We start from the raw sequence: 25,500 nt of genomic DNA, 5'->3' as shown, positions 1-25,500 counted from the left end.
TGGCTCTCGGTTCGGTGCCTTTACAGCCTCTCGCTTCCAGGCCGGCCATTGCTGGACCTTTTCGCGGCACTCATCGAGGTAGCGAAGAAATTCCTCTTTACTTCCGCTCATCGGAATCACCTTATAAGTACGTTGACAAAGTGTGCCCAGCCATATATTCGCGATCGATGTATGAGCAAGGCTGCATCTGGGTTCGCAATTTAGCATTTGCTTCACTCCAGTCAACCGCTTGCCCATCCTCGGTCTTACGTATGACAGCGTAGCCACTACCCAGATTCACGGAAAACAGATCAAAGAAACTTCTTGGCCCAACACCTATGAAGGCGTCAAAAAACACCCCTTTACGCGAACGCTCCAGAGAAATCGAGTCCGAATGAAATTTCTGCGCCTTACTCTTTGGATAGGGCTCGACATACACCACACGATCAACACCAGCGGCGATGATGTGCTTTGCGCAGTTATGGCAAGGGTAGGTGGTACAATACAACGTGCTATCGACCGCACTTACCCCCATCCGGGAAGATGACAACAGCGCTTCCATTTCCGCATGGACAACCCGGCCATACTCGGTTATATCTTTTATTCCACTATTTTTTATCAAGGGCGCCACTTCATCCCGACAGTGCTCGGGGAGTGAACGGATGATGTTTTCTATTATTTCCTTTTTTTGCATGGCATTTGAATCCTCGCCTCGCTTGTAGTCCCTTCCATCCTCCTCATCCACAATTTCATGTGCATCGTTCCTGGTCGGCCAGTACAGGCCGCCGCCTGCCTTGGGTACATCGTTAGCCCCTGTTGCGATGATACAGTCGTGCTTGGTCAATACAGCACCGACCTGCCGTGACAGGTCGGCCGACCTCAGTGAAGCAGAGAAGGCCATGAACATCGCATACTCATCGAAAGTGGGGGTGACATACGGCTTGCCGAACAACAAATCCAGAATGCGCCAGATCTGATTCTTCAGGGCATCTAAATTTCCATCATAGCTGACAAAGAAGTCAGACAAATGGTAAGTGTCTCGAGTGTGCTGCCCGTGTGGTTCTTTTTCGTTTTCATCCCGTGAGATCAGATCCGCCGCCTGCTCCTTGGTCAACCGTAGGTCGTCGAGAAGATAACGGCTTCTACGCTCATGGTCCGCATGCACGCCGATCAAGAAAAACCCCCCGGCATAAATCTTCCGTAATCGCTGCACCTCAAACGGCGTTTTCAATGAATTTATCAGATAGGCATTTCTGCCCGGCTCCGCCTTGCTTTCCTGGTATCTCAATTGGCTGATGGCGACAGCAGCGCCTAATGCCAATATCGAATTATCCCCCGACACCTCCCTTAATCGATTACCCTCACGCATGTACATGTCAATACGCTCAACGCGATTCTCGGTCTGCGGAACATCGCCGATCTTTGTAATGACATCAGTGGATATACGTATGCAATGGGCGGTATAGCGAAACGCCTTGAGCCGATCTTCGACAATTTGGCAGACCACTTTTAGGTCCGTTCCCAGTGCCCCGACGAATCCCAGAACCAACTCGGAATCCGCATAGGAATCATCCAGGAATGACATATTCATGAATTCAGGAGCGTGTGCAAGATTCTCCATGATAGGCCTGGCATCGGGCATGGCTTCACCGTCCTGTGACAGCATGCCTCTTACCAACTGCTCAAGCTCCAGGGAGGACTCCGGCTGCCCCTGGAAACCCAATTCACCCGTGCCCGGATACCATGACATCACGCCACCACTATGGGTGCGAAACTCATACTGGTTAGGGTTAAGTTCCTTCCATGTTCCAACCTGCGCCAACAGTTCCAGGCGCTCCTTCAGTTGCGCGAATGATCCCTCGAAACGCATTCCATGACCTCACAGTTGCCCTTTGGCTTTCGAATCCATACAGGTATAGCCACGAATCATCCTCTTTCCAGCGCGGGTAATGGTTGCTAATAAAGTTTCTGCTTTCAGCTAAATACGTAAGAAAAATCGCAATTTGCGTTGCGTTCATGGGAAGGCATAATTCCCTCTCTTGTTGAGGTCATGCCCATGCTACGTTCGATACTGCTTAGCCTTTCGCTGCTTACCGTTTACGCCCAAGCCTCTACGCCCCATGCCTGGAGCGACCAACGCCAGCACATGCTCAAGGCCTGTCTGGGCGCCAGCCAGCTCAAGGATGCCCACGCCCTGGGCAAACCCGCCGAGTTCGACGACCAGGTCGGTTACAGCGCGCTGCTGCTCGAGGGCACCTACCCCCAGAAGCACATGCAGAATCGCACCGGTACGGAGCTGTGCCTCTATGACCGCCAACGCCAGCAAGCCTTCACCACGGAATGGGAAGCCGGCAAGCGATGAGCGACAGTATTCGCTTCGCCTGCACCGGCTGCGGCAAATGCTGCACGGGCCATCATGTGCCGCTGACGCTTGCCGAGGCCCGGCAGTGGGCGATCTCTGGTGGTCAGGTGGTGGTGCTGATCGAAGGTTTTCTCGCCGATGGCCCTGGCATGCCGACGGACCAGCGCGAGCATGTGCTGCGCCGTTCGCACCCGGTGCCATGCGGTGACGCGCAGTTGCAGGTCTCGGTGACCTTCGCCGCGTTCAATCCAGGGCGCTGCCGCAACCTTGATGACAACGACCTGTGCGGTATCTATGAAAGCCGCCCGCTGGTCTGTCGTATCTACCCGGCGGAGATCAACCCGCACCTGCCGCTGCGCCCGGAAAACAAGGACTGCCCGCCCGAAGCCTGGACGCAAGGGCCGGAACTGATTCACGGCAACCTGCCGGTGGATGAGGCGCTGCGTGCCCTGATCGAGGCCTCACGCCAGGCCGATCGCGACGATATCGCGGCCAAGGTGGCGATCTGTCAGGCGCTGGGGATGACCACCAGCGCTCTGAAGGGCAATGGATTTACTGCCTGGCTGCCGGACATGGCGGCGTTTGCCTCGGTGCTGGAGCAGGCGCCGCGGGCGGTCGATGGACCGTGGGCTGTGCATGTGCAGGACGAGGCGCTTGCGGCCGGTCTGCAGGAACATCGGCTACAGGTGACGGGCGAAGCGCCGGCCTACTATGCGTTCATCGGTTTCTAGATAGATCCAATCGCGGGGCAAGCCCACGCCAAGTACCAAGGTGCCCCGCGATAAGGCCGGCACAGACAACTCAGTCAGTCACTGACAACGCCGCCAGAACTCATCCGCCAGTCGCCGCAGGTCCTTGGCCAGGTCCGCCACGTCACTGGCACTGCTGTGGCTGCGCTGTCCGACGCTGACCGTCGCCTCACTGGCCTGGCGGATGCTGTTGATGTTGCGGTTGATGTTCTCGCTGACCTGGCTCTGCTGCTCCACCGCCGCAGCGATCTGCAGGCTCATCTCGTTGATCTGGTTGACCCGCACGCTGATGCTGTCCAGCGCGTCGCTGGCCAGTTGCGCCTGCTCGACGCTGTGCCCGGCATGCGCGCTGCTCTGCTGCATCACCTGCACCGCCGCGCGAGCCCCATCCTGCAGGGCGCCGATCATGCGCTGGATATCGTGGGTCGACTGCGCGGTGCGCTGGGCCAGGCCACGCACCTCGTCTGCGACCACCGCGAACCCCCGCCCCTGGTCACCCGCCCGCGCCGCCTCGATGGCGGCGTTGAGCGCCAGCAGGTTAGTCTGCTCGGCAATGCCACGGATCACATCAAGCACCCCGGAAATCTCGCTGCTGTGGTTTTCCAGTTGCTGGATTACCTCGCTGGCCTCCACCAGCGAGCCCGCCAGGTCCTGGATCGCGCAGCGGTTGCGGTTGACCAGCTGATGCCCGGACTGGGTCTCGTCTTCCGCCTGGTCGGCCGCCATCGCCGCCATCTGCGCGCTGCTGGCTACCTGGGCGACGCTGGCGCTCATCTGCTGGATCGCCGTGGCCACCTGGTCGGCCTCGTTCTGCTGCTCCAGGCTGTTGGCGTGGCTGCTGTGCAGTGCCTCGGCCAGGGAGCCCGAATGCCCGGCCAGGCGCGACGAGGTGTCGCCGATACGGCCGACCACCGCGCCCAGCTGCGCCTTGAGCATGCGCATGGCGAACTCGATCTGCCCCAGGCCGTCGCGCCGGCCGGTATACAGCCGTTGGCTGAGTGGGTTGTCGGCAATCGCCTGGGCCTGTCGGCGCAGCCGCTCGTACGGGCGTAACAGCAACCGGATCGCCAGGCTGCTCAAGCCGACCGCCGCCGCCACCTCCAACACGGATTCCAGCAACGGTGCCCCCAGCCACCACTGCCCGGCGCCCAGCACCAGCGCCAGCACGGCGCCGACCGCCAGCGACAAGCGGGTGCCCAACCCGATCACCGGCAGGCGCTCGCGCCAGCCACGCCGGCCCTCGCGCAAGCGCGCATAGGCACGCTCGGCCGCCGCCACCTGCTCAGTGCCAGGCTTGGTCCGCACCGATTGGTACTCCAGCACCTGCCCGCCGCTGCTGATCGGCGAGACAAACGCGCTCACCCAGTAGTGATCGCCATTCTTGCAGCGGTTCTTCACCAGCCCCATCCACGAGCGCCCGGCCTTGAGCGACTGCCACATCTGGGCGAAGGCCTGGGGCGGCATGTCGGGGTGGCGGACGATGTGGTGGGGATTGCCCAGCAGCTCCTCGCGCAGGAAACCGCTGACCTGCAGGAAATCGTCGTTGGCATAGGTGATGCGGCTGTCCAGGTCGGTGGTGGACAGGATGTTGGCGTCGCCGGGGTAATCCACTTCGCGACCGGTAACAGGCATATTGCACTTCATCGGAGGCACTCGTTGTTGTACGGGAGATCGGCAGGGCGTACGACTCTAGGGGCAAACGCCGACGTAACATTGATCCATGGCAGGATATTGGCACTTGGCCATCAACCCACCGAAACTGACAGCCGTGACAGCCTGGCGTCACGCTGCCGACCCGGTCGGCGCGCTATAACCCTGTAACCAGCCAATCCCTCCCCCTGCCCTCCGGCCAAGGTGCCCACCCGATGCGACGTCCGTCCCGCCTCCTCGTACTCGCCGCCCTGGCCCTGGTCCTGCTGGTCGCCATCGGCGCCTGGCTGGGGTCGCGCCGCGAAGCGCCGGCCAACCGCGCCGCCAGCACGATACCGGTGCGAGTGATCGCCGTGGCCCAGCAGGACGTGCCGCGCTACCTCAGCGCCATCGGCTCGGTGCTGTCGCTGCACAGCGTCGAGGTGCGCCCGCAGGTCGAGGGCGTGCTGACCCAGGTGCTGGTCAAGGAAGGCCAGTGGGTCAAGCAGGGCGACCTGCTGGCCACCCTCGATGACCGGGCGATCCGTGCCAACCTCGACCAGGCCCGTGCCCAGCTCGGCCAGACCCAGGCGCAGTTGCAGGTGGGCAAGGTCAACCTCAAGCGCTACCAGTTGCTGAGCAGCGACGACGGCGTGTCCAAGCAGACCCTCGACCAGCAGCAGGCGCTGGTGAACCAGTTGCAGGCGACGATCAAGGGCAACCAGGCGGCCATCGACAATGCCGCGGTGCAGCTCAGCTACACGCAGATCCGCTCGCCGGTGAGCGGTCGCGTCGGCATTCGCAACGTCGACCCTGGCAACCTGGTCCGCACCAGCGACACCCAGAGCCTGTTCAACGTCACCCAGATCGACCCGATCGCCGTGGAATTCGCCCTGCCCCAACAGCAGCTCCCAGTCCTGCAGGGCCTGTTGAACTCAACCACGCCCGCCGAAGTGGAGACCTACCTGGACGCCGACGGCGAACGCAGCCTGCTCGCCAAGGGGCACTTGATGCTGATCGACAATCAGGTCTCGGCCACCACCGGCACGGTGCGGGTCAAGGCCGAGTTCGCCAACCAGGACGGACGTCTGTGGCCGGGCCAGCTGGTCACCGTGCGCCTGCGCACAGCGGTGGACGAGGACGCCCTGGTGGTGCCGCCACCGGTGGTACAGCGCAGCATCGACGGCCACTTCGTCTACCGTCTGGACGGCGACAAGGTCAGCGCCGTACCGGTCAAGGTGGTGTACCAGGACAGCACGCTGAATGTCATTGCCGGGGTCAAGGCCGGCGATCGCCTGGTGCTGGACGGTCAGTCGCGGCTCAAGCCCGGCAGCACCGTGGAGGTCACCCCCGACACCCCTGCCCCGGCGGAAATGGCCGAAAGCAGGAGCCAGCCATGAACACCCGCAACGGGGTCTCGGCCTGGTGCATCGACCACCCCATCGCCACCTTGCTGCTGACCTTCGCCCTGGTCCTGCTCGGTGCCATCGCCTTCCCGCGCCTGCCGGTGGCGCCGCTGCCCGAGGCCGACTTCCCGACCATCCAGGTCACCGCCCAGTTGCCCGGCGCCAGCCCCGAGACCATGGCCTCGTCGGTCGCGACGCCCCTGGAGGTGCAGTTCAGCGCCATCCCCGGCATGACCCAGATGACCAGCAGCAGCGCCCTGGGCTCGACCAACCTGATCCTGCAATTCACCCTGGACAAGAACATCGACACCGCCGCCCAGGAGGTCCAGGCGGCGATCAACACCGCCACCGCGCGCCTGCCCCAGGACCTGCCCAGCCCGCCCACCTGGCGCAAGGTCAACCCCGCCGACAGCCCGGTGCTGATCCTCACCGTCAGCTCGGCGCAGATGCCCGGCAACCAACTGAGCGACTACGCCGAGACCCTGCTGGCCCGCCAGCTCAGCCAGATCGACGGCGTCGGCCTGATCAACATCACCGGGCAACTGCGCCCGGCCATCCGCGTGCAGGCCCAGCCCGAGAAGCTCGCCGCCATCGGCCTGACCCTGGCCGACATCCGCCAGGCCATCCAGCAGACCAGCCTCAACCTGGCCAAGGGCGCGCTGTACGGCGAGCACAGCGTGTCGACCCTCGCCGCCAACGACCAGCTGTTCCACCCCGAGGACTACGCGAAGCTGATCGTCAGCTACCGCAACGGCGCCCCGGTGCACCTGGCCGACGTCGCCAAGGTGATCGACGGCGCCGAGAACGCCTACGTCAGGGCCTGGTCCGGCGAACAGCCGGGGTTGAACCTGGTGATCTTCCGCCAACCCGGGGCGAACATCGTCGACACCGTGGACCGGGTGATGGCTGCCCTGCCCCGCTTGCAGGAAATGCTGCCGGCAGCGGTCGAAGTGTCGGTGCTGCAGGACCGCACGCAGACCATTCGCGCCTCGCTGCACGAGGTGGAGCTGACCCTGCTGATCGCCGTGGCCCTGGTGATCGGGGTGATGGCGCTGTTCCTGCGCCAGTGGTCGGCGACTTTCATCGTTTCCAGCGTGCTCGGTGTGTCGCTGATCGCCAGCTGCGCATTGATGTACGTGTTCGGCTTCAGCCTCAACAACCTCACCCTGGTGGCCATCGTCATCGCCGTGGGTTTCGTGGTGGACGATGCCATCGTCGTGGTGGAGAACATCCACCGCCACCTGGAGGCCGGCGACGACAGCCGCACGGCCGCGCTCAAGGGCGCCGGCGAGATCGGCTTCACCGTGGTATCGATCAGCTTCTCGCTGATCGCCGCGTTCATTCCGCTGCTGTTCATGGGCGGCGTGGTCGGCCGGCTGTTCAAGGAATTCGCCCTGACCGCCACCGCGACCATCCTGATTTCGGTGGTGGTCTCGCTGACCCTGGCACCGACCCTCGCCGCGCTGTGCATGCGCCGCCCCGAGGCACAGCATGACGGTTTCGGCCAGCGCCTGGTGCGCTGGTACGAAAAGGGCCTGGACCGAGCCCTGGCGCACCAGCGCGTCACCCTCGGTGTGTTCGGCCTGACCCTGGCATTGGCGGTGGTCGGTTATGTGGCCATCCCCAAAGGCTTCTTCCCGTTGCAGGACACCGGTTTCATCCTCGGCACCAGCGAGGCGGCGGCCGATGTGTCCTACCCCGCGATGATCGAGAAGCACAAGGCCCTGGCCAAGATCATCGAGGCCGACCCGGCGGTGCGCGCCTTCTCCCATTCGGTCGGTGTCACCGGCAGCAACCAGACCATCGCCAACGGGCGCTTCTGGATCTCCCTCAAGCCCCGTGGCGAACGCGATGTGTCGGCCAGCGAATGGATCGACCGCATGCGCGCGAAACTGGCGCAGGTTCCCGGCATCGTCCTGTACCTGCGTGCAGGGCAAGACATCAACCTCAGTTCCGGGCCGTCGCGCACCCAGTACCAGTACGTGCTCAAGAGCAATGACGGCGTCGCGCTGAACCTGTGGACCCAGCGCCTGACCGAACGCCTGCGCGAGAATACGGCGTTCCGTGACCTGTCCAACGACCTGCAGTTGGGCGCCAGCGTCACCCGCATCGATATCGACCGCCAAGCCGCCGCGCGCTTCGGCCTGACCACCACCGACGTCGACCAGGCGCTGTACGATGCCTTCGGCCAGCGGCAGATCAGCGAGTTCCAGACCGAGACCAACCAGTACAAGGTGATCCTCGAACTGGACGCCCGCCAGCGCGGCAAGGCCGAGAGCCTCAACTATTTCTACCTGCGCTCGCCGCTGTCCGGCGAAATGGTGCCGTTGTCGGCCCTGGCCCATGTCGCGCCACCCAGCACCGGCCCTTTGTCGATCAGCCACGACGGCTTGTTCCCGGCGGCCAACCTGTCGTTCAACCTGGCCCCCGGGGTGGCCCTGGGCGATGCGGTGCAGATCCTCGAACGCACCCAGCGCGAACTGGGCATGCCCGACGCCATCGCCGGCAACTTTCAGGGCGCCGCCCAGGCCTTCCAGAGTTCACTGTCGAGCCAGCCCTACCTGATCCTCGCCGCGCTGGTGGCGGTGTACATCATCCTTGGCGTGCTCTACGAGAGCTTCGTGCACCCGCTGACCATCATCTCCACCCTGCCCTCGGCGGGCCTGGGCGCGCTGATCCTGCTCTGGGCGATGGGCCAGGACTTCACCATCATGGGGCTGATCGGCGTGGTGCTGCTGATCGGCATCGTCAAGAAGAACGGCATCCTGCTCATCGACTTCGCCCTCGAAGCCCAGCGCAACCACGGCATGACGCCGGAGCAGGCGATCCACCAGGCGTGCCTGGTGCGCTTCCGCCCGATCATCATGACCACCCTGGCCGCGCTGCTCGGCGCACTGCCGCTGATGTTCGGCTTCGGCGCCGGCGCCGAGTTGCGTCAGCCACTGGGCATCGCCGTGGTCGGCGGCCTGCTGGTGAGCCAGGCCCTGACGCTGTTCACCACCCCGGTCATATACTTGGCCCTGGAGCGCCTGTTCCACCGCCGCCGGGCCACCGTCGCCCCCGCGCCGACCGCCAGTTGAGACAAGACCATGCGTGTGCTGATCATCGAAGACGAAGAAAAAACCGCCGACTACCTGCATCGCGGCCTCACCGAGCAGGGCTTTACCGTCGACCTGGCACGCGACGGCATCGACGGCCTGCACCTGGCCCTCGAAGGTGACTACGCGGTGATCGTGCTCGACGTGATGCTGCCTGGCCTCGATGGTTACGGGGTGCTGCGTGCGTTGCGGGCGCGCAAGCAGACGCCGGTGATCATGCTTACCGCCCGCGAGCGGGTCGAGGACCGCATCCACGGCCTGCGCGAAGGCGCCGACGACTACCTGGGCAAGCCGTTCTCGTTCCTCGAGTTGGTGGCCAGGTTGCAGGCCCTGACCCGACGCAGCGCGGTTCATGAACCGTTGCAGATCCAGGTCGCCGACCTGTGGATCGACCTGATGGCGCGCAAGGCCAGCCGGGCCGGCCAGCGCCTGGACCTGACCGCCAAGGAGTTCTCACTGCTCAGCGTGCTGGCCCGGCGCCAGGGCGAGATCCTGTCCAAGACAGCCATCGCCGAACTGGTCTGGGACATCAATTTCGACAGTGACGCCAATGTCGTCGAGGTAGCGATCAAGCGCCTGCGCGCCAAGCTCGACGGGCCGTTCGACAACAAGCTGCTGCATACCATTCGAGGCATGGGCTATGTCCTGGAACATCGTGGGTAGCCTCAGGGGCGCTGCGCGCATTTCGTTGATAGCGTGGGAGCGGGCTTGTCCCGCGATGCAGGCCGCGCCGTGGATGGCACCGGCTTGGTCGGTGTTCGCGGGGCAAGCCCGCTCCCACGCTATCCCCAAGGGCACATGGGCATGAAGCGCTTGCACACAAAACCGAGCAACTCCATCGCCCTGCGCCTGTCGGCGCTGTTCGCCATGGTCGCCCTGGCCGTGTTCGTGCTGATCGGCAGCGCGCTGTACCGCCAGGTCGATCGCAGCCTCGACCTGTTGCCTGAAGCCGAGCTCGATGCGCGCTTCAGCGTGCTCGAATCGACCCTCAATCGCTACGGCACCCCCGAGCACTGGGCCAAGATCAACAACAAGCTCAACCTGCTCGGCGAAGAAGACCGGCGCATCCGCTTCTGGGTGGTGAGCGGCGACCCGGCCTTCGAGTACGGCTATCCCAGCGAACAGGTGCGCGGCTTAGCCAAGGGCCCTGTGGGCATGCGCGAGCTGCGCCTGTCCGACAGCCCCTATCCCTACAAGGTGCTGGTCAGCGAGCTGCCCGCGCAGGGTGAGCGCCCGCCCCTGCGTTTTCTGATCGGCATCGACACTGAAACCTTCTGGCAGGCCCAGCACAGCCTGCTGGTGGCCATCGTTGGCCTGGCGGCTTTCGGCGTGCTGCTGGCTTCGCTGCTCGGTTACTGGGTCGCACGTATTGGTCTGCGGCCCCTGCTCGCCCTCTCCGAAGAAGCCCAGGCCCTGGCGCCGCCACGCCTGGACGGTCGCCTGCAGACCCGCGACCTGCCGCCTGAACTGGCACGCTTCGCCGGCACCTTCAATGCCGCCCTCGACCGCGTCAGCCAGGCCTATTCGCAACTGGAAGCCTTCAACGCCGACGTCGCCCACGAACTGCGTTCGCCGCTGACCAACCTGATCGGCCAGACCCAGGTCGCCCTCACCCGCGGGCGCAGCGCCGAGCACTACTTCGAGGTGCTGCAATCGAACCTCGAAGAACTCGAGCGCCTGCGCAGCATCATCAACGACATGCTGTTCCTGGCCAGCGCCGACCAGGGCAGTAAGGCCACCGCTCTTACCCAGGCCTCGCTGGCCGAGGAAGTGGCCACCACCCTCGACTACCTCGACTACATCCTCGAAGACGCCCACGTCAGCGTCACCGTCAGCGGCGATGCCCAAGCCTGCATCGAAAAGGCCCAGTTGCGCCGGGCGCTGATCAACCTGCTGAACAACGCCGTGCAGCACACCGCACCGCACCAGGCGATCCAGGTACGCATCGAGGCTACTGAGGAGCAGGTCAGCATCGCCGTGAGCAACCCGGGGCCGGCGATCGACGACGAACACCTGCCGATGCTGTTCGAGCGCTTCTATCGGGTGGATGCGGCCCGCGCCAACAGCGGCGGCGGCAACCACGGACTGGGCCTGGCCATCGTCAAGGCAATCGCCCTGATGCACGGCGGCAGTGTTTTCGTGCACAGCGAGGCCGGGGCCAATACCTTCGGTATCAACTTGCCGAGCGCTCAACTACGCGGGTTTGCGGTAAAAGTCTGAGTGTTTTTGCCGCGATCATTACTTTTTGCGCAACAGTGCTTATCTGAACAGCCTCTGTTTCCACGCTGTTTACAGGACTAACTTTAGCCCTGTCTCCATTAGCACTTGCCCCGCAAGAAGGTTGTTCCAAATGTCCAACAGTATGGGTATTGCCAGCGTCTTCGTCCTGTCTTCCCTGTTGTTGTCGCCCCTGGCCATGGCGGAAGAATCCCCGGCCTTCGTCGCCCGCAACGCCGAACTCGCCGCGGTTCACCAGGAGGCGCGTGACGCCTACGCCGCGCAGCAGTCCGCTGCGGCTAAAGACGCACAGCAGACAGCTTCCAAGGTATCTGTCGATACCGATGCCGATAGTTGACCGGCCACGTCAGCTGTTTCCAGTTTTCCCTGGGCTACACCATGGGCACTGCCTGTGACGATATGTTAGCCTTTCAAAGCCGCTGCCTTTCAGCGGCTTTTTTTATGCGTCGGAAATCTCAGCCTGGCTGTTACGTCTCTAATAAGAACTTGCAGACACGACAATAAAAAACTGCCCCATCGCTTGACCAAAGGAGTTTGTACCGGTGTCTTTCGCGTTTCGTTTCACCCCGTTGTTCGTTGCATTGGCCGCAACGATGCCCGTGGCCGCACAGGCCGATGAAGACAAGGCTGATGGCTTCATCGAGGGTTCCACGCTGAACCTGCATTTGCGTAATGCCTACTTCAATCGCAACGAGAAGAATGCCTCGATCAAGGACAAGCGCGAGTGGGGCCAGGGCGCCGTCGCACGCTTCGAGTCCGGCTACACGCCTGGCGTGATCGGCTTCGGCCTCGACGCCCACGCCATGGTCGGCCTGAAGCTCGACGGCGGTGATGGCCGCGCCGGCACCTCGATCCTGCCGAGCGCGCCAGAAGACAAGGCGCGCCACGCCTTCTCCACTGCCGGCGGCGCGATCAAGCTCAAGGGCTTCGACACCGAGTTCAAGGCCGGTGACCTGTTCCTCACCAACCCGGTGATCGCCGGTGGCGAAAGCCGCATGCTGCCGCAGACCTTCCGCGGCGTCGCGCTGACCAACAACAGCATCGACGGGCTGATGCTCGAAGGCGGCAAGGTCAGCTTCACCAAGCCGTACAACCAGAGCGGCCACCGCCGCATCAACACCTACTACAGCAACCAGACGCCCGAGCAGGACAGCCAGAACCTGAGCTGGGCCGGCGCGTCGTGGAGCGGCACCGAGGGCGTCACCGCCAACCTCTACGCCGCCGAGCTGAAGGACATCTGGAACCAGTACTACGCCGACTTCGACTACACCTACGCGGTCAACGACCTGGTCAGCCTGAACCCGGGCGTGCACTTCTATCACACCCAGGACACTGGCCAGTCGAAGCTGGGCAGCATCGACAACAACACCTGGAGCGTGCACTTCACCGTCGCCGCCGGGTACCACAGCGTCACCGCCGCCTACCAGCGGGTCAATGGCGACACGCCGTTCGACTACATCAACCTGGGCGACAGCATCTTCCTCGACAACTCGCGCATGTACTCGGACTTCAACGCGCCGAACGAGCGCTCGTGGAAGCTGCAGTACGACTATGACTTCGCCGGCCTCGGCATCCCAGGCCTGAGCACCTCGCTGTCGTACTCGCGCGGCAAGGCCGACCTGACCAAGGCCAGCCAGGACACCCAGTACTACGCCTTCTACAACGCCGACGGCGAAAATGCCCGGCACTGGGAGCGCGACTTCGACGTGAAGTATGTGTTCCAGGAAGGTCAGATGAAGGACCTGTCGGTGCTGCTGCGCTATGCCACGCACCGGGCCAACGCGGCGTACTCGAACATTCAGGACAACAACGAATTCCGCGTGATCGTGGATTACCCGCTGAACGTGTTCTGATCTGAAACCGATCGCGGGGCAAGCCCGCTCCCACGCCAGGTGGCTTATCAGGCGTGGGAGCGGGCTTGCCCCGCGATGGACTTCAACGGTTACGGTTCAACCCAATCTCCAGGTCATTGATCAGCGCCTTGGCCATGGCACTGAGCATCCGCGCCGCACTCCCTGCTTTCAGGTCCCCTTCCATTTCCGCCTCGGTGGTCAGGTGCAGGATGCAATCCTGCAATACCGACAGCTCATCGAATGCCCGGCTCAAGGGCACACCCGGCAGCACGCGATAACATTCCAGGAAAGTCTCGTCGCCAGCGGTGACGGGCATATCGGGCTGCTCGCTCATGGCTGCTCCTCCAGCGAGCTGGCGTGGGCCATCAGGCAACTCAGCAGCCGGCTGAGGATGGAAATGTTCTCCACCAGGATCTCCGGACGCTCATCCACGGGAAAGGCCATGTAGACATCGCAGGTGCGGGTCATCATGGTCATCAGGACTGCGGCATGCTCCCAGACTTCGGCGAGGGGCAGATGGTCGATGATGGAGATGTAGGGGATGGGTGGGTCAGGTACCAGCTTTTTCATAAGCAATTTCCAATGTCGTTAAAGGAAACCGCCAACTCATCCTTTCTCACCAGATAAGGGTGGCAGCCGTACACGGGGTGAGAAAACCGAGGACATTGGAACCCGGCCAGACCTAGGTCTGCCCATGCACGGCTGCCGTAACAGAATGCGGAACCAACATCGTTCAGGTTTCTCACGCCCGGTCACCAAATTTGGCGACCCGACGACATTAGCCCTGATGTATTTCCCGGCCTATCCAGACCCTTCCGGCAAGCGCGTAGGATAGGTCCCAAGCACAGCCCAACTGAAGCATTTGGTTTCAGATTCGGAAATGTCGTACATCTCATCACACGACGAGGCACCTTGGCACTCACCTTGCCAACGCTGCTAACTACGGGCTCGAATACTGGCCACGGCGTCATCATAGGAAGGCGGTTCCTCATACACTGGAGGCGGGTCAATGGTCTCAGCAGAGGTCCGATGAGGCGGCTCTGCTGAGTCGCTTCCGCCAGCTGTACCCCAGCTGGGTAGCGGAAGCCCATTTTCAGCAGCATGTTGGAATCGTGCCGCTTCGAGTTTATCGAAGGTCTTATCTATCTTGATTCTATTGCTCTCATATCTTTGCCACGAATTCGAAGTGTCGATCGATGAGTGAGCCTCAGGATTTGTCTCGACTTGACCGCCAAACTTCTTGGCTTTTTTGATCCTGCTAGGCAACTTGTCAATATGGCGTCTGGCTTTCTCGCTCAGACCAGGGTAGTTCTGCCAATCGGAAAAGTCCTGAAGCGGATTTTCGAGCAGTGCCTCCGGCCGCAACGGTCGCAGCTGATTGCGAGTTGGTCTCAGACCTGAATCATCCCGCAAATTCACAGGGTCCCCAGAGCAGTAGGCATAGGCGTTTATCCCCCCTTCGCCAAACGGGCTCAAGCGGTCCGCCGAGATAAATCGCATAAGCCTTGGGTCATAGACACGACGCCCATTGCCCAATAGATAACAGCCGTGCCACTGCGTACGGAGGTATCCACTGAATCCCAATAGCGACAACGCGCCGTTACTCGCGACATCCGCACCATAGGGTGTATAGGCAATAGCATGGCGTCCCCCGCAAACGACTTGCTGAACCGAACGTTGCTGGTCGAGCGACAGCAAGCTGATAGCGTCAAGAACATTCTGGATTGGACTCATGAAAATGCGCCTATCAAGGGACTTCATATCACCCTGGCTGCACCAGACCAGTTTGACAACTGACAATAATGCCAGGTCATGACCCCACCGTTCCTCTCCATACGCGTCCAACGACGCCCCTCGGGCGATTCCTGCCTTCTGCGCGATAAGCAGTGACACGCACTCAAGACCTTGATCACGAGTAGAGGCCACCTTTCGCAATGGGCCCACTGAATCAATTCCGTCGGGCAAAACACCTTTGATCTTGTCCGACAATCGCGCCTTGCCTAAAATACCGCCGCCGCTTTCCGGCCCACTCCCCATGGATCCCGGGGCTTATGCAGTTGCGAGCATGACGTTGCCCACCCGATCACCACGATCCGCCCTGTACAAGTCACACCCCGAGCTGGTCCTCAACCTGGGCAGCTGCCTTGCCGTGCTCGCCATAGTGGCCATCGTCGGCTACCTGCTGGCCCGCGAGCGCGACAGCGTCGAGCAATCGGAAATGCGCTCGTCGAGCAATATCGTGCAACTGATCGAAAGCGACATCCTGCGTAACGTCGAGCTCTACGACCAGTCGCTCAAGGGCCTGATCTGGGCCGTGCAGCACCCCGAGCTGCTCAACGTGCCGACCAAGCTGCGCCAGCAGATCCTGTTCAACCAGGCCTTCTCCGCGCCGGTGCGCGGCGACATTCTCTGGCTCGACGCCAAGGGCGACGTGCTCGGCGACTCCACCAGCGCGGTGCCGCGCCAGGCCAACTTCGCCGACACCGTGGCCTTCCAGGCGCACCGCGACCGCCCGGGCCTGGGCCTGCTGATCAGCCCGCCGTTCAAGGCACGGCTGGGCAACCTGGACTGGTGCATCAGCTTCAGCCGGCGCATCTCCGGCGCCAACGGCGAGTTCCAGGGCCTGGCCGCCGGGGCCCTGCGCCTGTCCTATTTCAACGAACTGTTCCAGCGCCTGGACATCGGCGTGGACAGCAGCATCAACCTGCTCAATACCGATGGCCAGCTGCTGGCGCGCCAGCCGACCCGGCCGCAGGATCCACTGATCGGCACCAGCTTCAGCGAGCGCCCCAACTTCAAGCGCATCCTCAGCGAACGCAGCGGCAGCTTCACCGCCCGCTCGACGGCCTATGAGGGCCAGCGCCTCTACACCTTCGCCCGAGTCGCCGACCTGCCGTTGATCGTGCTGGTGGCCCACTCGGCCGATGAAGTGTTCCAGTCGTGGCGGCGTACCGCGATCGTGGTCAGCGTGGCCACTGGCGTGTTGTGCATTGGCATCCTCTGGCTGACCTTGCTGCTGGGCCGCGAGCTACGTCGGCGCCACGATGCCGAACTGGGCCTGGCCACCCTCGCCGCCACCGACAGCCTCACCGGCCTTGCCAACCGCCGCCGCCTCGACCAGGTGCTGCGCCAGGAATGGGCGCGCGCCCAGCGCAACCGCAAGCCGCTGGCGGTGTTGATGGTGGATGTGGACCACTTCAAGGCCTTCAACCAGCGCCATGGCCATGCCGGTGGCGACCATGTGCTGCGCGAGGTGGCCACCACCATCGAGCTGTGCATCCGCCGCCCTGCGGACCTGGCGGCGCGTTACGGCGGAGAGGAGTTCCAGGTGGTGCTGCCGGAAACCGAGTTGGCCGGCGCCCGGTTGCTGGCCGAGCGGATTCGCGCCAGTGTCGAGGCGATGCCGCCATTCGGCGATGACGAGCGGTCAGTGACGGTCAGTGTGGGGATTGGCCTGCATATCCCCGGTACCCATCAGGACCTGGCGGCGCTGCTGGGCGATGCGGACGAGGCGTTGTATCGAGCCAAGGCCAATGGGCGGAATCGGGTGGAAGGACCCGCGGGGTGAGTCATGGGGCCGTTACACGGCCCCATGCTGATCAGGACCGAGCGCGGGCTGCGTTACGCAGAGCCTTCACCTGGTCATGATTGCGCTGCACGCCCTGCAGTTGTTTCTCTACCAAGGCATACGAAGTGTCATTGGCCGAGCGCCCCAGTTTGACCAGCTTCTCGCGGGCTTCCTTGTAGGCCTTCAGCGCATGGTCTTCACCACGCTCCACTTCATTGAGCACCGCCTCTTCATCCTTGCCGGTGACCATCGACTTGAGGTTGACCCAGCCACGGTGCAGGTCGCCGCTGATGCTGGTGCTGGTTTCCGGATCGCCGCCCAGGCGGCGCACTTCGCCTTGTAGCTCGGCTGCGGCGCTGGCGCACTCGCTGGCGCGTTGCACGAAGAACGCTTTCAGTTCAGGGTTCTTCACATCCTCGGCGGAGGTCTTGAAGCCTTTCTCACCATCCTTGCTGTACTCGATCAGGTCGTTGAGTACGTCGATCGTGTCTTTGTTGGGGTTACTCATGGCAACAACTCCTTGGCAGGTGATAGTCACCTTGATCGGAGCAGGCTTCGTGCCAGGCCCAGAAAATAAAAATAAATCATATAAATCAGTAACTTGAAGATTTCATAAACACTCCGTTAAACGGCGTTCTGCATGATCGCCGCTTGGGTCGTCGTGCAGTTTGCAGTAAGGTCGCGCTTCAACCACCACCGGCCACCGCCCGATGAAACCCGAAACCCTGCAACTGCTGGTCACCCGCACCATGCCTTTTGGCAAGTACCAGGGGCGGATCATCGCCGACCTGCCCGGGGACTACCTGGCATGGTTTGCCCGTAAAGGCTTCCCGCCCGGGGAGCTGGGCGGGTTGCTGGCGCTGATGCACGAGATCGACCACAACGGCCTGGGCGACCTGCTGGTGCCGCTGCGGGCAAAGATGCCGCGCCGCTGAACGATCAAGAGCCCACGCCACCTGCCGAGACAATTACATCGTTAACTCAAGGACGAACCACCGCTCATGCAAGCTCGCCAATCCGCCTCCTCGGCTTTCGTCATCTCGCTGCTCGTCGCCGGGTGGGGGCTTTTCTACCTGGGCCGGCTGCGCTGGGCATTGATACTGCTGGGCCTGATCCTCGCCGACTTTTTGCTGATCGGCCTGTTCGCCACGCCCAGGGCATTGATCGTCGGCCTGGGTGTCGCTCTGGCGCTGAAGTTCGGCTCGGCGTGCCTGGCCGCAGGCCTTGTGTGGCGCGGCCGCGCCGGGGCTGAACCCGCCGGCGCACGCCTGGTTGCCTACGCTGCGGCGGTGATAGGCGTGGCCGCCCTGCTGCTGGTGCTGCGCGGGCCACTGTTTGGTTACCAACTCAGCCAGATCCCTTCAGGTTCGATGGAGCCGACGCTACAGATCGGCGATCACATCATCAGCGACACGCGCTTGAGCGCAGCGCCCAAGGTGGGGGATATCGTGCTGTACCGCTATCGCAATGGCGAGGCATTCAAGCGTGTGGCGGGGGTTGCCGGCGACCGGCTGGAGATCGTCAATGGCGAAGTGATCGTCAATGGGCGCAACCTGGGGCTGTTCCATGCAGCGCCCGAGCATGTACGCCGTCCCGAGTCGCTGAGCCTGGCACCGACGGTGATTGAGACCGGGCACATCTACCTGCTGGGTGACCGCCGCGACAACAGCAACGACAGTCGCTATGACGGCCAGGTTGCGGTAGCGGACGTGACGGCAAAAATCACCGGGATCTGGTACTCGAAGAACCGCCAGCGTATCGGCACCACCTTCGAATAACCAGCACGGGCCTGCCCCGCGATGGAGTCTGCCGGCCTAGCCCTTGGCCGGCGCCACGACCATCTCCACCTGCTCGCTCTTCTTGATCAGCGCGTACACCACCGCCGTCAGCAGGCTGCCGGCGACGATGGCCAGCAGGTACAACAGCGCATGGTTGATCGCGTTGGGGATCAGCAGCACGAACAGCCCGCCATGGGGCGCCATCAGCTTGCAGCCGAAATACATCGACAAGGCCCCGGTCAGCGCGCCGCCGGCGATGCTCGCCGGAATCACCCGCAGCGGGTCCTTGGCGGCGAACGGGATCGCGCCCTCGGAGATGAAGCACAGGCCCAGCGCCAGCGCCGCCTTGCCGGCCTCGCGCTCACTCTGGGCGAACTTGCGCCGGGCCAGGAAGGTGGCGATGCCCAGGCCGATCGGCGGCACCATGCCGGCGGCCATGGTCGCGGCCATCGGCGCGTAGCTCGACGAAGCCAACAACCCCACCGAGAAGGCATAGGCGGCCTTGTTGATCGGCCCGCCGAGGTCCACGCACATCATGCCGCCGAGCAGCAACCCGAGCAGCACGGCGTTGGTGGTGCCCATGCTGTCGAGGAAGTGGGTCAGTCCCGCGAGCATGGCCGCCACGGGCTGGCCAACCACGTAGATCATCACCAGGCCGGTGAACAGGCTGGCCAGCAGCGGGATGATGAGGATCGGCTTGAGCGCGTCGAGGCTGCTGGGCAGGCGCACCCAGCGGGCGATGGCCTTGGCGCTGTAGCCGGCCAGGAAGCCGGCGACGATGCCGCCGATGAACCCCGCCCCGAGCGTGCTCGCCAACAGGCCGCCGATCATCCCGGGCGCCAGGCCCGGGCGGTCGGCAATGGACCAGGCGATGTAGCCGGCGAGCAGCGGCACCATCAACTTGAACGCCGCCTCGCCGCCGATCTGCATCAAGGCGGCGGGCAGCGTGCCGGGCTCCTTGTAGGCCTCGATGCCGAACACGAACGACAAGGCGATCAGCAAACCGCCAGCCACCACCATCGGCAGCATGAACGAGACTCCGGTCAGCAGGTGCTTGTAGACGCCGGTCTTCTCGGCCGGCGGCATCGCGCCGGTCGCCCCCGCTGCCTCCACCTTGCCCTCGGCCAGTGCCTTGTCCAGCGTGGCGCGGGCCTGCTTGAGGGCGATGCCGGTGCCGCAGCGGTAGATGCGCTTGCCGGCGAAGCGCGCGGCCGGTACTTCGATATCGGCGGCCAACAACACCACATCGGCTGCGGCGATGGCCTCGGCCGGCAGCGGATTGCGTGCGCCGACCGAGCCCTGGGTTTCCACGGTGAGCTGGTAGCCCATGGCCTGCGCCGCCTGTTGCAGGGCTTCGGCGGCCATGAAGGTGTGGGCCACGCCGGTCGGGCAGGCGGTCACAGCGACAATCTTCGGCGCACCCTGCACCGGGGTTTGCGCTGCCTGCACCTGGGCGCCGGCAGCGGCCTCGTCGAGGAAACCTTCACGGTCGGCCAGGGCCTGGGCCGGCGTGCTCTGGTACAGGCGCTTGCCGGCAAAGCGCGCCAGGTCCACCGGCCCGGTGCTGACCACCAGCACCCAGTCGGCCTCGGCGATCTGCGTTGGCGTCAGGCGCAGCTCCGGGTGTTCGGCGTCGTGCACCTCGACGCAGGTTTTCCAGCCCCGACGCTGGGCCGCGGCGGCCAACAAGCGGGCGCTGAGCACGCTGGACACCTGGCCGTTGGGGCAGGCGGTGACAATGGCAATGTTCATCAGCAGCCCTCTTCTTGTTGTTCTGTAAGGCGCACGGCGGCTTCCAGGCGCTCCAGTTGCTCACGGTCGTGAATGCCGAAGCCGACCTGGGTGACTGCCTGGGCGGCGATGGCGGTGGCGCGACGCAAGGTAGCGGCGGGCGCTTCGGCCTGGAGCAGGCCATGGACCATGCCCGCGACCAGCGAATCACCGGCGCCGACGGTACTGGCGATGCGCACTTTCGACGGTTGCGCATGCAGTGCCAGGCCAGCGGCGAACCAGTTCACGCCCTGCTCGCCCTGGGACACCACCACATGCTCGACGCCAGTGGCGAGCAGCCGCCGTGCGGCCGCGCGTTGCTCGTCCGCGGCCTGCACCGGCAGCCCGAGGACTTCACCCAGCTCCTCGGTGTTGGGCTTGACCAGCCAGGGCGCGGCCTGCAGGCCTGCGCGCAAGGCTTCGCCGCTGCTGTCCAGGGCCACCTTCAGGCCCTGCGCCTTGAGCATCAGCAGCAGCTCGCGCAACCACTCGGGGCTGACCCCCCGTGGCAGGCTCCCGGCCACCACCACGGCGTCATGCCCCGGGGCTACGTGGGCCAGACGTTGCAGCAAGGCGTTGCGGGCGGCCTCGTCGACCTGCGGCCCTGGCCCGTTGATATCGGTGACCTGGCCATCGGCCTCGACCAGCTTGATGTTGCTGCGGGTCTCGCCCGGCACGCGGACGAAGCAGTCGGCGAACCCACGCCAGGCAATCAGCGCCTCGAACGGCGCCAGGTTGTCCTGCCCCAGGAAACCGCCGACGGTGACGCTGTGGCCCAGGTCGGCCAGCACCTGGGCGACGTTCAGCCCCTTGCCGGCGGCATGGCTGTGCTGCGCCTGGCTGCGGTTGACCGCGCCGGGTCGCAGGCGGTCGAGGCTGATGGTGATATCCAGCGCCGGGTTGAGGGTGAGGGTGAGGATCTTGGCCATCAATAACGCTCCACCAGCGCCCGAACTGCCTCGGCGCTGTCTTGTTGCAGGGCCTCGCGCGCCAGGGCGCGGGCCGTCGAAAGGTCGGCCTGGCGCACCAGTGACTTGACTTCAGGAATGCTGCGGGCGGCGACGCTCAGTTCGTCCACCTCCAGGCCCAGCAGCACGGCGACCGCCTGCGGGTCGGCCGCCAGCTCGCCGCACACGCCCACCCACTTGCCCTGGGCATGGGCGGCGCGCACGGTCATGTCGATCAGGTTGAGCACTGCCGGGTGCAGGCCGTCGGCCTGGGCCGACAGGCTCGGGTGACCGCGGTCGATGGCCAGGGTGTACTGGGTGAGGTCGTTGGTGCCGACGCTGAAGAAGTCCACTTCACGGGCCAGCTGCGGTGCCAGCAAGGCGGCCGACGGCACTTCGACCATGATGCCCACCTGCAGGTCGGCCACCGGGATCTCTTGGCGCAGGCGCTCGACCATGGCCTTGGCGGCGCGCCATTCATGGAGCTGGCCGACCATGGGGAACATGATGCGCAGCGGGCGGTTGTCCGCGGCACGCAGCAAGGCGCGCAGCTGGTCTTCCATCACCTGCGGGCGTTGCAGGGTCAGGCGCACGCCGCGCACGCCGAGGAAGGGGTTTTCCTCAGCCGCGATCGGCCAGTACGGCAAGGGCTTGTCGCCCCCGACGTCGAGCGTGCGCACCACCAGTGGCCGTCCGTCCAGGCCATCGAGCACCCGGCGGTACTCGGCTTCCTGGGTCGCCACGTCGGGCAGTTGCGGGTGGGCCATGAAGATCAGTTCGGTGCGCAACAGGCCGATGCCTTCGGCACCTTGCTCCACCACCTTGTCGATGCCGTTGCTCTGGCCGATGTTGGCGAACACTTCGACCGCATGGCCGTCGCGCGTCCGCGCGGGCTCATGGCGGTTGGCCCAGGCGATCTGCAGCCGACGCTCGCGGGCATCACGCTCTGCCAGGGCTCGTTGCAACTCGGACTCGGCTGGCGCAACCACGACCTGCCCGCGCTGGCCATCAAGCAGCAGTGGCGTGCCGCTCTCCAGCAACAGCACGGCCGCCCCGGCCCCGACCACCGCCGGGATGCCCAGGGCCCGGGCGACGATGGCGCTGTGGGCGGTGGCGCCACCCTGCGCGGTGACGATACCGGCGACCCGTGCCGGGTCCAGGCGCGCCACGTCCGAAGGGCCGACTTCGACCATCACCAGCACATAGGGCTGCTCTGGCTCGGCGCTGTCCTTGACGCCGCACAGTTGCGCCAGCACCCGACGACCGATATCGCGCAGATCGGCGGCGCGCTCGGCCAGCAGCGCATCGTGCAGGGCCTCCTGCTGACGGGCGGCGGCTTCGATCACCGCCATCCACGCAGCGGCGGCGCTTTCGCCCTGGGCCAGGCGCAGCTCGACGTCGTCGGTCAGGGCCGGGTCGGCGAGCATTTCCTGATGGGTGACAAAAATTTCGCCGATGGCCTTGTCGCTGCGTTGCACCAGGGCCTGAAGATCGGCGTGCACCGTGTCGATGGCCTGGCGCAGCCTGGCCCGCTCCTGGGCGGGCGACTCGCCGCGCAGCGGGTAGTCGATATCGCGCTCGACCTGGACATGGGCCGGACCGCTGGCGATGCCCGGCGCCGCAGCGACGCCTTGCAGCGTGCTGCCTGGCGTCGGGGCCTGCAGGGCGGACATCGGCGCCTCGTCCTGCACCGCTGTGGGCGGCAGTGGATCCACCTCCTCGCCCAGGCCCTGCTCGATGGCTGCCAGCAGTACCGGCAAGGCATCGGCGGCGATATCGGGCTCGGCGATCAGTTCCAGCACCTGGCCACGGCGAGCGCCGAGGCTGAGCAGCTTGCTCAGGCTCTTGACCGAAACGGCGGGCTGGGCGCTGTCGTGCAGCCGTATGCGGATCTCGCCCTCGAAGCCCTTGGCCAGCTGCGCCAGTACCTTTGCAGGGCGAGCATGCAGGCCATGGGCGTTGGCCAATACTATCCGGGCGCTCGGCCAGTCGGCGGGCGCCTCGCCGCCGAGCACTTCGAGTACGGCGCGGCTGCTGGTGGCCTGGTAGAGCATCTGCCCACGGCCTTCGATCAACACCTCGCACAGGCGCTCGAGCAGGGCTTGATGCGCCGCTCCGAGGCTGGCCAGGCAGAACAGGCCATTGAGCGGTTGATCGCGGTAGCGCAACGGTTGTTGCGGGGTGACGAAGGCCAACCCCGGTTGGCGCACCTCACGTTCGCTGTGCAGCCACCACAGCCCTTCACCCAGCGGCAGCGGCTCGGTCTGCTGCAGCACGGCGGCAAAGCCGCTGTCGGCACAACCGGCGCGTTGCAACAGACGAGCGCCGCGCCAGGCCAGTTCGTCGAAGTCTTCCGCCGCCAGGTTGAGGCCGACCAGCTGGGCATCCAGCGCCAGCTCGCGTGGCGCTCCTTGCAGTAACTTGAGCAGTGCCTCGGCGCTACCGGAGCGACGCAGCGCCTCGGCCAGGTCGGTTTCACCGAGGGCGCGGGTCAGCAGTTGCAGCAGGCGCAGATGTTCATCGGAGCGGGCGGCGATGCCGATGGCCAGGTAGACGATCTGGCCGTCGCCCCAGTCCACGCCGTCGGGAAACTGCAGCAGGCGTACGCCCGTGGCAAACACCAGCTCGCGGGTCTGCGGCGTGCCGTGGGGGATGGCGATGCCCTGGCCGAGGAAGGTCGAGCCCTGTGCCTCCCGGGCTTGCAGCCCCGCCAGGTAACCCTCGGCGACCAGACCATCGGCAACCAGTCGATCGGCCAGCAGCGCCAGTGCCTCGCCTTTGTCGGCGGCACGCTGGCCCATGGCAATCTGCTCAACGGCAAGCTCGAGCATGACCCTCTCCTTTTGCGGCAGCCCCGTCGGCTACCGAGGTATTGTTGTGGAATTCGACGGCAAAAGCCGCCGAAACGATCAGCACAACCGGCGAAGACTGATTTTCAGGCAGGAAAATTCGCCTTGCTGAAACGTTTAATCTGACCAAGCGGCCACGTTACTCGATAATCTGCCAACGAAAAAGCCCCATCCTGTCGGACAATTGCGACAATGGTCGTCTGCGCGCGGGCCCGTCGATGGGTGAAACTAGCCGGTCAAGCCCCGCAGGCAGTCCCGGAAACAACAAGGAAAATTCGGTGAAACTCAGCGATATCGCCCGTCTGGCCGGTGTGTCCGTAACCACCGCCAGCTACGTCATCAATGGCAAGGCCGAACAGCAGCGCATCAGCAGCAGCACCGTCGAGCGCGTGCGTGCGGTGGTCGAGGCCCACGGCTTCACCCCGAACCCCCAGGCCGCCGGCCTGCGCAGCCGCCACACCCGCACCCTGGGCTTCATTCTCCCGGATCTGGAGAACCCCAGCTACGCCCGCATTGCCAAGCAGCTGGAGCAAGGCGCCCGTGCCCGTGGCTACCAACTGCTGATCGCCAGCAGCGACGACCAGCCCGACAGCGAACGCCAATTGCAGCAGCTGTTCCGTGCCCGGCGCTGCGACGCACTGTTCGTCGCCAGTTGCCTGCCGCCGGAAGACGAGAGCTACCGCGAGCTGCAGGCCAAGGGCCTGCCGGTGATCGCCATCGACCGGCGCCTGGACCCGGCGCACTTCTGCTCGGTGATCAGCGATGACCGCGACGCCAGCCGCCAGTTGGCCCAGAGCCTGTTGAAAACCCGCCCGCGCAGCATCGCCCTGATCGGCGCCCGCCCCGAGCTGTCGGTGAGCCAGGCCCGCGCCGGTGGCTTCGACGAAGCCTTGCAAGGTTTCGACGGCGAAGTGCGCCGCTACCAGGGCGAAGCCTTCAGCCGCGAGTGCGGCCAACGCCTGATGCAACAGCTGATCGATGAACTGGGTGGCCTGCCGGATGCATTGGTGACCACTTCGTACGTGCTGCTGCAAGGTGTGTTCGACACGCTGCAGGCGCGCCCCGACGACTCACGCCAGCTGCAGCTGGGCACCTTCGGCGACAATCAGTTGCTCGATTTCCTGCCGCTGCCGGTCAATGCCATGGCCCAGCAGCACGGCCTGATCGCCGCCACCGCGCTGGAACTGGCCTTGGCCGCCATCGAGGACAAGCGCTACGAGCCCGGCGTGCACGCCATCGGTCGCACCTTCAAGCAGCGGATCGCCAAGGCCTGA

Annotated in this window: 21 protein-coding genes and 1 pseudogene; 12 read left to right on the top strand and 10 right to left on the bottom strand. The window is 64.4% G+C overall.

The window, feature by feature from the left end; genetic code table 11:
* Nucleotides 1-121: 121 nt before the first annotated feature.
* Nucleotides 122-1,849: an anti-phage dCTP deaminase gene (locus tag KHO27_RS00560; protein ID WP_110700561.1), complete on the bottom strand. Its 1,728-nt coding sequence runs from the start codon at nt 1,847-1,849 to the stop codon at nt 122-124.
* Between the two features lie 180 nt (nt 1,850-2,029).
* On the opposite strand from KHO27_RS00560, the gene KHO27_RS00555 reads away from it, so the two are divergent.
* On the top strand, nt 2,030-2,341 hold the full coding sequence (locus KHO27_RS00555; protein WP_110700563.1) for a hypothetical protein: 312 nt from the start codon (nt 2,030-2,032) through the stop codon (nt 2,339-2,341).
* The gene (locus tag KHO27_RS00550) at nt 2,338-3,072 is read left to right on the top strand and encodes a YkgJ family cysteine cluster protein (protein ID WP_110700565.1); all 735 of its coding nucleotides are present in this window, start codon (nt 2,338-2,340) and stop codon (nt 3,070-3,072) included. Before KHO27_RS00555 ends, KHO27_RS00550 begins: the two co-directional genes overlap by 4 nt.
* Nucleotides 3,073-3,150: 78 nt before the next feature.
* Here KHO27_RS00550 and KHO27_RS00545 read toward each other — a convergent pair whose 3' ends face one another.
* Both KHO27_RS00545 and KHO27_RS26455 read right to left on the bottom strand, forming a co-directional pair.
* On the bottom strand, nt 3,151-4,257 hold the full coding sequence (locus KHO27_RS00545) for a methyl-accepting chemotaxis protein (RefSeq protein ID WP_373682090.1): 1,107 nt from the start codon (nt 4,255-4,257) through the stop codon (nt 3,151-3,153).
* Between the two features lie 195 nt (nt 4,258-4,452).
* Nucleotides 4,453-4,722 (bottom strand): annotated as a pseudogene (locus KHO27_RS26455) (PAS domain-containing protein); the annotation flags it as partial.
* A 233-nt stretch (nt 4,723-4,955) separates the two neighbouring features.
* Between KHO27_RS26455 and KHO27_RS00540 the strand changes: the two are divergent.
* The 6 genes from KHO27_RS00540 (at nt 4,956) to KHO27_RS00515 (ending at nt 13,314) form a co-directional block, all read left to right on the top strand.
* Entirely contained in the window at nt 4,956-6,119 is a 1,164-nt protein-coding gene (locus KHO27_RS00540; RefSeq protein WP_102682495.1) for an efflux RND transporter periplasmic adaptor subunit, read from the top strand.
* The gene (locus tag KHO27_RS00535; protein ID WP_214501014.1) at nt 6,116-9,205 is read left to right on the top strand and encodes a multidrug efflux RND transporter permease subunit; all 3,090 of its coding nucleotides are present in this window, start codon (nt 6,116-6,118) and stop codon (nt 9,203-9,205) included. The genes KHO27_RS00540 and KHO27_RS00535 overlap by 4 nt, the downstream gene beginning before the upstream one ends.
* 9 nt (nt 9,206-9,214) lie before the next feature.
* A complete protein-coding gene (locus KHO27_RS00530) occupies nt 9,215-9,886 on the top strand; it encodes a heavy metal response regulator transcription factor (RefSeq protein ID WP_110700573.1) in 672 nt (223 codons plus the stop codon).
* A gap of 141 nt (nt 9,887-10,027) precedes the next feature.
* Nucleotides 10,028-11,443: a heavy metal sensor histidine kinase gene (locus KHO27_RS00525; protein WP_214501013.1), complete on the top strand. Its 1,416-nt coding sequence runs from the start codon at nt 10,028-10,030 to the stop codon at nt 11,441-11,443.
* Nucleotides 11,444-11,573: 130 nt separating this feature from the next.
* Nucleotides 11,574-11,798, top strand: coding sequence for a hypothetical protein (locus KHO27_RS00520; protein WP_023631633.1), 225 nt, complete (start codon nt 11,574-11,576; stop codon nt 11,796-11,798).
* A gap of 205 nt (nt 11,799-12,003) precedes the next feature.
* A complete protein-coding gene (locus tag KHO27_RS00515; protein ID WP_110700577.1) occupies nt 12,004-13,314 on the top strand; it encodes an OprD family porin in 1,311 nt (436 codons plus the stop codon).
* Nucleotides 13,315-13,396: 82 nt separating this feature from the next.
* Here the strand turns inward: KHO27_RS00515 and KHO27_RS00510 are convergent, their stop codons facing one another.
* The 3 genes from KHO27_RS00510 to KHO27_RS00500 form a co-directional block, all read right to left on the bottom strand.
* The gene (locus tag KHO27_RS00510) at nt 13,397-13,648 is read right to left on the bottom strand and encodes a DUF3077 domain-containing protein (RefSeq protein ID WP_110736833.1); all 252 of its coding nucleotides are present in this window, start codon (nt 13,646-13,648) and stop codon (nt 13,397-13,399) included.
* Nucleotides 13,645-13,884: a hypothetical protein gene (locus KHO27_RS00505; protein WP_102682502.1), complete on the bottom strand. Its 240-nt coding sequence runs from the start codon at nt 13,882-13,884 to the stop codon at nt 13,645-13,647. Before KHO27_RS00505 ends, KHO27_RS00510 begins: the two co-directional genes overlap by 4 nt.
* Before the next feature lie 366 nt (nt 13,885-14,250).
* Nucleotides 14,251-15,048: an RHS repeat-associated core domain-containing protein gene (locus KHO27_RS00500; RefSeq protein WP_214501948.1), complete on the bottom strand. Its 798-nt coding sequence runs from the start codon at nt 15,046-15,048 to the stop codon at nt 14,251-14,253.
* A gap of 337 nt (nt 15,049-15,385) precedes the next feature.
* On the opposite strand from KHO27_RS00500, the gene KHO27_RS00495 reads away from it, so the two are divergent.
* A complete protein-coding gene (locus KHO27_RS00495) occupies nt 15,386-16,882 on the top strand; it encodes a GGDEF domain-containing protein (RefSeq protein ID WP_214501947.1) in 1,497 nt (498 codons plus the stop codon).
* A 31-nt stretch (nt 16,883-16,913) separates the two neighbouring features.
* Here the strand turns inward: KHO27_RS00495 and KHO27_RS00490 are convergent, their stop codons facing one another.
* The gene (locus KHO27_RS00490) at nt 16,914-17,390 is read right to left on the bottom strand and encodes a ferritin-like domain-containing protein (protein WP_094010256.1); all 477 of its coding nucleotides are present in this window, start codon (nt 17,388-17,390) and stop codon (nt 16,914-16,916) included.
* A gap of 202 nt (nt 17,391-17,592) precedes the next feature.
* On the opposite strand from KHO27_RS00490, the gene KHO27_RS00485 reads away from it, so the two are divergent.
* Together KHO27_RS00485 and lepB are read left to right on the top strand one after the other, a co-directional pair.
* Entirely contained in the window at nt 17,593-17,817 is a 225-nt protein-coding gene (locus KHO27_RS00485; RefSeq protein WP_102682503.1) for a DUF3820 family protein, read from the top strand.
* 66 nt (nt 17,818-17,883) lie between these two features.
* Nucleotides 17,884-18,660, top strand: coding sequence for a signal peptidase I (gene lepB, locus KHO27_RS00480; protein ID WP_110700585.1), 777 nt, complete (start codon nt 17,884-17,886; stop codon nt 18,658-18,660).
* Between the two features lie 36 nt (nt 18,661-18,696).
* Here the strand turns inward: lepB and KHO27_RS00475 are convergent, their stop codons facing one another.
* From KHO27_RS00475 to ptsP, 3 genes are read right to left on the bottom strand one after another with little or no spacing between them, the layout of a single operon-like run.
* Nucleotides 18,697-20,412, bottom strand: a complete 1,716-nt coding sequence (locus KHO27_RS00475) for a PTS fructose-like transporter subunit IIB (RefSeq protein WP_214501012.1) — start codon at nt 20,410-20,412, stop codon at nt 18,697-18,699.
* Entirely contained in the window at nt 20,412-21,359 is a 948-nt protein-coding gene (gene pfkB / locus KHO27_RS00470) for a 1-phosphofructokinase (RefSeq protein ID WP_110700589.1), read from the bottom strand. The genes KHO27_RS00475 and pfkB overlap by 1 nt, the downstream gene beginning before the upstream one ends.
* Nucleotides 21,359-24,208: a phosphoenolpyruvate--protein phosphotransferase gene (gene ptsP, locus KHO27_RS00465; protein WP_111531692.1), complete on the bottom strand. Its 2,850-nt coding sequence runs from the start codon at nt 24,206-24,208 to the stop codon at nt 21,359-21,361. The genes pfkB and ptsP overlap by 1 nt, the downstream gene beginning before the upstream one ends.
* Before the next feature lie 296 nt (nt 24,209-24,504).
* Here ptsP and cra point away from each other — a divergent pair, with 296 nt between their 5' ends.
* Nucleotides 24,505-25,500, top strand: a complete 996-nt coding sequence (gene cra / locus KHO27_RS00460) for a catabolite repressor/activator (RefSeq protein WP_102682508.1) — start codon at nt 24,505-24,507, stop codon at nt 25,498-25,500.

Source organism: Pseudomonas sp. RC3H12 (genome assembly GCF_018596375.1).
Lineage (GTDB): Bacteria > Pseudomonadota > Gammaproteobacteria > Pseudomonadales > Pseudomonadaceae > Aquipseudomonas.
The sequence above is the reverse complement of the archived record's forward strand: the minus strand, read 5'-3'. Positions and strand labels throughout refer to the sequence as shown.

Coding starts and splice junctions, on each gene's coding strand:
- KHO27_RS00560 (WP_110700561.1), bottom strand. CDS start 1,849: ATGCGTTTCGAGGGATCATTCGCGCAACTGAAGGAGCGCCTGGAACTG.
- KHO27_RS00555 (WP_110700563.1), top strand. CDS start 2,030: ATGCCCATGCTACGTTCGATACTGCTTAGCCTTTCGCTGCTTACCGTT.
- KHO27_RS00550 (WP_110700565.1), top strand. CDS start 2,338: ATGAGCGACAGTATTCGCTTCGCCTGCACCGGCTGCGGCAAATGCTGC.
- KHO27_RS00540 (WP_102682495.1), top strand. CDS start 4,956: ATGCGACGTCCGTCCCGCCTCCTCGTACTCGCCGCCCTGGCCCTGGTC.
- KHO27_RS00535 (WP_214501014.1), top strand. CDS start 6,116: ATGAACACCCGCAACGGGGTCTCGGCCTGGTGCATCGACCACCCCATC.
- KHO27_RS00530 (WP_110700573.1), top strand. CDS start 9,215: ATGCGTGTGCTGATCATCGAAGACGAAGAAAAAACCGCCGACTACCTG.
- KHO27_RS00525 (WP_214501013.1), top strand. CDS start 10,028: ATGAAGCGCTTGCACACAAAACCGAGCAACTCCATCGCCCTGCGCCTG.
- KHO27_RS00520 (WP_023631633.1), top strand. CDS start 11,574: ATGTCCAACAGTATGGGTATTGCCAGCGTCTTCGTCCTGTCTTCCCTG.
- KHO27_RS00510 (WP_110736833.1), bottom strand. CDS start 13,648: ATGAGCGAGCAGCCCGATATGCCCGTCACCGCTGGCGACGAGACTTTC.
- KHO27_RS00505 (WP_102682502.1), bottom strand. CDS start 13,884: ATGAAAAAGCTGGTACCTGACCCACCCATCCCCTACATCTCCATCATC.
- KHO27_RS00500 (WP_214501948.1), bottom strand. CDS start 15,048: ATGAGTCCAATCCAGAATGTTCTTGACGCTATCAGCTTGCTGTCGCTC.
- KHO27_RS00490 (WP_094010256.1), bottom strand. CDS start 17,390: ATGAGTAACCCCAACAAAGACACGATCGACGTACTCAACGACCTGATC.
- KHO27_RS00485 (WP_102682503.1), top strand. CDS start 17,593: ATGAAACCCGAAACCCTGCAACTGCTGGTCACCCGCACCATGCCTTTT.
- lepB (WP_110700585.1), top strand. CDS start 17,884: ATGCAAGCTCGCCAATCCGCCTCCTCGGCTTTCGTCATCTCGCTGCTC.
- KHO27_RS00475 (WP_214501012.1), bottom strand. CDS start 20,412: ATGAACATTGCCATTGTCACCGCCTGCCCCAACGGCCAGGTGTCCAGC.
- pfkB (WP_110700589.1), bottom strand. CDS start 21,359: ATGGCCAAGATCCTCACCCTCACCCTCAACCCGGCGCTGGATATCACC.
- ptsP (WP_111531692.1), bottom strand. CDS start 24,208: ATGCTCGAGCTTGCCGTTGAGCAGATTGCCATGGGCCAGCGTGCCGCC.